General features: G+C 70.2%; 1 protein-coding gene. It reads right to left on the bottom strand.

Annotation, left to right across the window (positions count from 1 at the left end):
• Positions 1-12: 12 nt before the first annotated feature.
• Positions 13-1,329, bottom strand: coding sequence for an ISL3 family transposase (locus ACVCAH_RS37865; protein WP_447141009.1), 1,317 nt, complete (start codon positions 1,327-1,329; stop codon positions 13-15).
• Between the last annotated feature and the right edge of the window lie 120 nt (positions 1,330-1,449).

The raw sequence follows: 1,449 nt of genomic DNA, 5'->3' as shown, positions 1-1,449 counted from the left end.
GGCTCTTCGAAGTTAGGCGGGGTTGAGGTGTCCGCGGTGGCGTCGGGTTGTGGCGGTGCGGGTGCGTAGGCGCTGGTTTTCGGGGTTGCGGAAGCCGTAGGCGTCGCGGGCGACGGTCTTGATGACGCGGTTGGTGCCTTCCGACCCGGCGTTCGTAATTCCGGTACGCAAGAACGCGTGGATCTGTGGCCACCAGGTTTCGATCGTGGTGGCGAGTCGGTGCAGTTCGGGCAGGTCAGTGGCGGCGCAGCGGGTGTAGAAGCGGTGCAGCAGCCGGTGGACGTGTTCACGGTCGGGTTGGGTGCGGGCGGTGGCGAGAAGGTCGAGTAGGTCTTCTTTCGCGTTCCAGGCGACCAGGATCGGGGCGCCGATCGCCGCCGGTAGGGCTTCGAGGGTGTCGACGAGGCGGTCGACGTGCTTGCCGGGCATGCGAGCAGCGGAGCGGGTCAGCCGGTTGCGCATCCGCCATTCCAGGTCGTTGCCGCGGCCTCGACGCCCGCGCTGGGTGAGAGTGACCCGGCGGCGGACCTCGGTGACGGCCCGGTTAGCCAGCTGCACGACGTGGAAGTGGTCGACGACCAGCAGCGCGTGCGGCAGGACCTGGCCGACGGCGGACTTGAACACGGTGCACATGTCGATCGCCACCGCCTGGACCTGCTGGCGCCAGGCTTGCGGGCGATCGGTCAGCCAACCGGTGACTGCAGTGGTGGTGCGGCCTTCGACCTGGGCGAGCAACCCCTGACCGCCGGACAGATCCACGAAGCCGACATGCCACCGGTCCGCCGTGACCGTCCAGGAGCCGGCCTGCTCGTCCCAGGCCCAGTGCGGCTTGCCGCGACGGACCTCGTCGATCCCGAGCACCGCGACCGGCTCCGGCTCCGGCGGCAACACTGCGGTGGCATGAGTGGTGAACGCCCGCGCGACGACCGGCCACGAGACGCCGTGGTCCCGGGCGGCCTGCACGATCGTGCGCCCGGCGTCGGCGACCGCCGCACCGGCCGCCTGGCGCAGCCGGGTGGTCAGCCGGGCGCGGGCCGGGACCTGGGCGACCTGTTCGGTGAACGACTTCCGCGGGCATCCGGGTGTCGGGCAGTACCAACGTCGTTTACGCCAGCGCAGCCGCACCTGCCGGCCGCCGACCGGCAGGTCCCGCGGCCGGGTCGTGGTCCACTGCTTCACCCGCGCCGCCCGCTGCCCGCACTGCGGGCAGCATCGTGCCTGCTCACAACCGGTGGACAGGTCCACCACGGGGACGCCCGCGGCGTCCAGCTCGACCCGCTCCGCGACCAGGCCGTCCAAGCCCAGCAGCCGGGTCGTATCGTTGACCATGCTCGCAGCTCTTCACTTGTGACCATCCGAACCAGACACTCAGATGATCACCGATGAGCTGCGAGCCCTTCACGCTCGGGTCGGCTCCAACCACGTAACCCCGCTCAACTTCGAAGAGCC

The organism is Micromonospora sp. LZ34 (assembly GCF_052981855.1).
The sequence above is the reverse complement of the archived record's forward strand: the minus strand, read 5'-3'. Positions and strand labels throughout refer to the sequence as shown.